Origin of the sequence: Ralstonia sp. ASV6 (assembly GCF_016429285.1) — a bacterium.
In the GTDB taxonomy this organism is placed as follows: domain Bacteria; phylum Pseudomonadota; class Gammaproteobacteria; order Burkholderiales; family Burkholderiaceae; genus Ralstonia; species Ralstonia flaminis.
Window position 1 is genome coordinate 1 of sequence record NZ_JAELUI010000216.1, and the last position, 5,942, is coordinate 5,942.

3 protein-coding genes are annotated in these 5,942 nt (G+C 66.1%); all 3 read left to right on the forward strand.

What is annotated here, in order from left to right; translation table 11 throughout:
- The first annotated feature begins 48 nt into the window (after positions 1–48).
- Positions 49–561, forward strand: coding sequence for an RNA polymerase sigma factor (locus JHD73_RS25890; RefSeq protein ID WP_199033028.1), 513 nt, complete (start codon positions 49–51; stop codon positions 559–561).
- A 173-nt stretch (positions 562–734) separates the two neighbouring features.
- Positions 735–1,718 (forward strand): FecR family protein, encoded by a 984-nt coding sequence (locus JHD73_RS25895; protein ID WP_199033029.1) that lies wholly within the window; start codon positions 735–737, stop codon positions 1,716–1,718.
- 140 nt (positions 1,719–1,858) lie between these two features.
- Positions 1,859–5,942: filamentous hemagglutinin N-terminal domain-containing protein (locus JHD73_RS25900; RefSeq protein WP_199033030.1), on the forward strand; the 4,084-nt coding region annotated here is incomplete at its 3' end.

Consider the following 5,942-nt stretch of genomic DNA (forward strand, 5'->3'; position numbering starts at 1 on the left):
GTGTTGCGCCGGCCGTGTCGGTCTCCGTCATTTCAGCGGGGGGGCGTCATGGCTGACGGCGGCCGCGCCGTATTGCGCGATTTTCTGGTGGAGCGCTACAGCCACCTGAAATACCTGCTCTCTCGCCGGCTGGGCAATCCGGATCTGGCCGGTGACGCGCTGCAAGACATCTGGCTGCGCCTGGAGGGCAATGGCAGCACCGATGCCATCGAGCCGGTACAGAACCCCGGTGCGTACCTCTATCGCATGGCCTTCAACGCGGCCATCGACCAACAGCGTGCCGAAGATCGCCGCCTGAGCGTGGGCGAGGTCGAGACCATGCTCGAACTGGTCAGCCCCACACCTGGTCCGGCCGAGGTGGCCGAAGCCAACTCCGAGCTCGACGCGCTGATCCGCGCGATGGAGCAGATGCCCCAGCGCCGCCGCGACATCCTGCTGGCTGTGCGCCTGGAGGGCACACCGCAGCGCGAGGTGGCTGAGCGCTTTGGCATTTCGCTGCGGCTGGTAGAGCTGGAGCTGCAACGCGCCCAGGAGCACTGCGCCGCCAAGCTTGGCCGATAGCCATGCGCCTTGGCGCGGCGGACCCTGCCAAGGCAATGGACGCCCAAAAAAATCTTCCGAAAAGCTTGCGGGTTTGTGTGGCGGGATTCGTCATACCGATAAGACCGTCGGAGTGGCGGCAGAGGCAAGCCGTGGCCGCAACAAGAACGGCGGTATGACAGATGGTTGAACGCATGAAGGCAGCACCCGAACCCCTCAAGACGACGCTGAAGATTCCGCACACGCTGCGCCGCGATGCGCATGCGTGGGTGCGCCGTCTGACCTCGGGCGAGGCCACCGTGGCTGACGCACAGGCACTCAAGCGCTGGTGCGACACGAGCGATGCGCACGCCGCTGCCTTTGCTGAGGCACGCCAGTTGTGGAAAGACTTCGGCCCCGCAGGTGAGGCTGTGCGGCGTCGTCAAACCGCCAAGACGCGGCGCGTGCCCACGTTGGGCCGTCGTGCTTTTCTGGGCGGAGCCTTCGCGACGGCAGCGGGGGCTGCGGTAGCCGTTGTTGCGCCGGCGGGTTTGTGGGGCGCGTTCCCCGCATTGGCCGCAGACCTGCGCACCAAGACGGGCGAGCAGCGCCAGGTGGCACTCACTACGGATGTGACGATCGACATGAACACGCATACCAGCGTGGCGCTGCGTCGTGATGCGAGTGCGCTGCATGGCGTGGATCTGCTCGATGGCGAGATCGCCGTCAACAGCATGCATGGCGCGGCGCAGCCGTTTGTTGTGGCGGCGGGCCCAGGTCGTGCGATTGCCACGCAGGCCAGCTTTGAGGTGCGTAACCTTGATGCGCGCGTGTGCGTGACCTGCCTGTCGGGCGACGTGCGTGTGGAAGTGGGCGGCCGCAGCCTGACGCTCACGGCCAATCAGCAGGTGATCTACGACAAGCACGCGCTGGGTGCTGTCGAGCAAACCGATGTGGCCACCGCATCGGCCTGGCGCAATGGCGTGCTGGTGTTCCGTCAGACGCCGCTGTCCGATGTGGTGAGCGAGATCAACCGCTATCGCCCCGGTCATGTGCTGGTGATGGATGACAAGCTCGCACGCAGCCGCCTGAACGGGCGCTTCCGTATCGACCGGCTCGACACGGTGTTTGCGCAGATTCGTGAGGTGCTGGGTGCCAGCGTGACGGAGCTGCCGGGCGGCATCGTGCTGCTGGGGTAAGGCGCACGCACCTGCGCGAGCATCGCGCATTGCCATATTTCTGTCATTGCGGGTTCGGCTTGTGACCTTCGTCATAGCAGGAGAGGCCGCACGGATGTGAACGACGCGGCCGCCGTCCGATCGTCCGTTTGCCTCCTGACATGCAGCCGAGCCAGCCCGCCCAGTCTTCTTCCGTCACGTTTCTGTCGCATCGTCGGCGCGCGCATGGCAAGCGGTCAGTCCGCATGTGGCGGATCAAGCCGCTGGTGCAGGCGGCGGCACTGACGCTGCTGGCGGCCAGCGCACACGCGCAAACGCGCGCCTTCAGCGGTGCCTGGTTTGCCGAGCGCGGCGCAGCACAGAACACGGCCGCCGCCACCGGCCGCTTACCCAACGGCACGCCGGTCGCGCTGATCAACGACCCGCAGCAGCAATCGCAACAAGCCCGCCAGCAATTGCAGCAGTCGCTGGCCCACCTGAACGGTGTGGCCGCAGCCATTGCGGCACAGCAGGCTGCGCAGAATGCAGCGCGGCAAGCCGCACTCAGCGGTTCGTCAGACGTGCCGGATGGTCTGGCCGATGGCGGCCTGAAGGTCGATACGAATTCGCTCACACGCGGTTGGGTCAACGCCAACGCGCCGGTGCAGTCCAACAAGGACGGCCGTGTGAACGTGGCCATCCAGCAGACCGCCGACAAGGCCGTGCTGAACTGGGAGACCTACAACGTCGGCCGCAACACGACGGTGGAGTACCAGCAGCAGTCCAACTGGTCGGTGCTCAATCGCGTGAATGATCCGAACGGGCGGCCCAGCCAGATCCGTGGCCAGATCAAGGCCGATGGCACGGTGCTTATCGTTAACCGCAACGGCGTGATCTTCACGGGCAGCAGTCAGGTCGACACGCGCAACCTAGTAGCCGCCGCTGCCAACGTCACCGACGACCAGTTCCGCAAGGGTCTGTACGGTGACAACGCCACACCGACGTTCACCAACGCGGGTGGCAAGATCAAGGTGGAGGCGGGCGCGCAGATCAACACACGTGCGCCGGAGTCCGTCACGCAGGGCGGCGGCTACGTCTTGCTGGTCGGCACCGAGGTGGAGAACGCCGGCACGATCAACACACCCAAGGGCCAGACGCAACTGGCCGCAGGGGACAACTTCATCATCCGCAAGGGCGTGGGCACGGACGGCAACACCATGTCCACCACGCGCGGCAACGAGATTGCCCCGCAGTTTGTGGCGGACAGCACCGCAGGGCGCGTGGTCAACAGCGGCCTGATCGTCGCCAACCAGGGCGACATCACGCTGGCGGGGCGCGACGTGGCGCAGAACGGCGTGGCCATCTCCACCACCACCGTCAACACGCGCGGCACGATCCACCTGTTGAACTCCGCTGCCGACACACAGGGCCGCGTAACGGTTGGACCCGGTGCGACCACCGCCATCCTGATAGAACAGGACGCGGCCACCGCACTCGACAGCCAGCGCAATGCGCTGCTCAAGGACTCTGCTGCGCAAGACAAGCTGCGTGCCGACACCGCGCCGGGTGCATTCGACAACCTCTCGCGCCTGTCGGACCGTCGTGACCTGTCGCGCATCGAGATCGTTTCCGGCGGCGATGTGCTCTTCGCCGACAACTCGCTGTCGCTGGCAACCGGCGGGCAGATTCAAGTGAGCGCCGCGCGCCGCGCGCTGGTGACCGATCGCGCCAGGCTCGACGTGGGCGGTGCGGTGGGCGTGCAGGTGTCGATGGAGTCGAACAACGTTCAGGTGAACGTGCAAGGCAACGAGCAACGTGATGCGCCGGGTAACCGCGACAGCGGCGTGCTGAACAACGCCAACGTGTGGATCGACCGCCGTCGACTGATCTACGTGCCCGCCAAGCCCGGCGTGTATGACAAGGACCGTTACTACACCGCAGGCGGCTTGCTGGAAGTGGGCGGCTATCTCGACAACACCGGCCACAGCATCGGCGAGTGGGCTGCGCAGGGTGGCACCGTCACGCTGGGCGGCAAGGAGGTCGTCACGCAACGCGGCTCGTCGATCAACCTGTCGGGCGGCTCACTTGATGTGCAGAGCGGCTATCTGCGCCAGACCTTCCTCAAGGGGCGTGACGGGCAGCTCTACGATGCCTCGTCCGCACCGATGGATGTGCTGTACGCCGGCGTGTATCAGGGCTTTGAAGCGGCGCACCCACGTTGGGGCAGCAAGACCACCGAGTACTTCTACAGCCCGCTGATCGCGCCGCGCCAGAAGCTGGAGAACGGCTATACGGCCGGGCGCGATGCGGGGCAGCTGATCCTCTCCACGCCCACGGCGGTGGTCGATGGCGACATCGTGAGCGCGGTCTACAACGGGCCGCGCCAGACCCAGGCGCGCTCGGCGGCCGCCACCGATGGCTACATGCAGGCGCAGACCGCGGTGGCGATTCCTGCCGCATTGCGGATTGGTCGCTATGACGGCTACGGCCTGGCCGGTGCATACGACACGCAGGTTCGCATTGGTGATGTTGCAGCGGCGGGGCCGATCTCGCTGACCGACGCGCTGCCGGCAGACCGCATCAACACGATCCAGCTGGATGCGCAGCGCTTGAACGACATGGGGCTTGGCGGGCTGTCCATCGCGTCGCAGGGCAATGTGACCATCGACAAGCGTCTGGCGCTGGCCGACGGTGGCGCGGTGTCGGTGTCGGCATCGTCCATCGACGTGAATGCCGATGTGGTGGCGCACGGCGGCAACGTGACGCTCAGCAACGTGCTGCGTGCCGCGAATCCGGCCACGCTAGCGGCAGCGCTAACCAAGGACGGCAAGTCGCGCATCACACTTGCGCAAGGTGCCACGGTGGACGTGAGTGGCCTGTGGGTGAACGGTGCGCTGGATCCGGCCACCGTGGCCGGCATGGCCTGGCTCAACGGCGGCAATGTCAGCATGGAAGGCGTGCAGGGTATTGCGCTGGCAACCGGCAGCACGATCGACGTGTCGTCGGGGGCGGGCATTTTGGCCAACGGCAGCGTGCGCGGCGGCAAGGGCGGCAACGTTACGCTCACGGCCAACACGCCCCCGTTCGCCCCTGCAACGGCGGATGGCAGCACGCTGCAACTGGGCAGCACGATCAAGGGCTATGGCGTCAATGGCGGCGGCACGCTCTTGGTGGCGGCAGACAAGGTGCTCGTGTCTGATGGCAATGGCGTGCAGAGCGGGCAGTTGCTGCTCACGCCGGACTTCTTCCGTCAGGGCTTCTCGGCCTACGACGTGAATGGGTATCGCGGCCTGACCGTTGCGCCGGGCACAGCATTGAATGTGGAAATGCCGGTCTACTTTGTGCCGGATGCCGCGCGCAACGTTGCCACGGGCGCGCACCCCGCCGATGTGCTCACGCTGTGGGCGCCGCCGGTGTATCAAGAAGATGCCGTCAACGCCAAGCTGATCCAGCGCGGCGGGGCGAGCCTGACGCTGGAGTCGAACAGCAGCCTGAATCAGACCGTAGGCTCACAACTGCAGGTGGGGCAGGGGGCGCGCATTGTGGTGGACCCCGGGCAGACGATCACGCTGCAGACGCCGGGGCAGATCACCATTGATGGGGCGATCACCGCACCGGGTGGCACGATCAATGTGCTGCAGATGAATGGTACCGACGGTGCCAACGGGCGTGCGGATTACGTCGACCTCGCCCGCTCGATCTGGATCGGCGATCACGCAGTCCTGGATGTGAGTGCACGTGCCGTCAGCGCGGTGGACAGCTACGGCCGTCGCTATGGTCAGGCAGGTAGCGGTGGCACGATCGCAATCGGCCCGAGGGGGCCTGCAACGGCTGGCGGGACAGCGCCGGCTGCTAACGCGTTCATCGTGATTCGCCCCGGTGCGCTGTTGGAGGCATCCGGCGCGCACATCACTGTGGATGTGACGGAGGGGGCTGGTGCTTCGTTGTCTGCAGGGCAGACTGCACGGCCGGTCGAGCTGGCGGGGGACGGTGGCACGATCTCGCTCGCGTCGTTCACGGGTTTGCAGGTGGACGGGACGCTGCGTGCTTTTGCAGGGGGTGCCGGTGCCGCTGGTGGCACGTTGTCCGTTACGCTGGAAACGCCACACTATCTGCCGGTTGACGGCGTTTCATTCCCCAGCGCGGTTGCGGTGCCGCGCGAACTGGAGATCGGTTCGACCTATCGAGCCGTATTGCCAGCGGATGCGCGCCCGGGAGAGTCGAATCCGGCGCTCGCATTTGGCAAGGCGCGCATCAGTACAGACC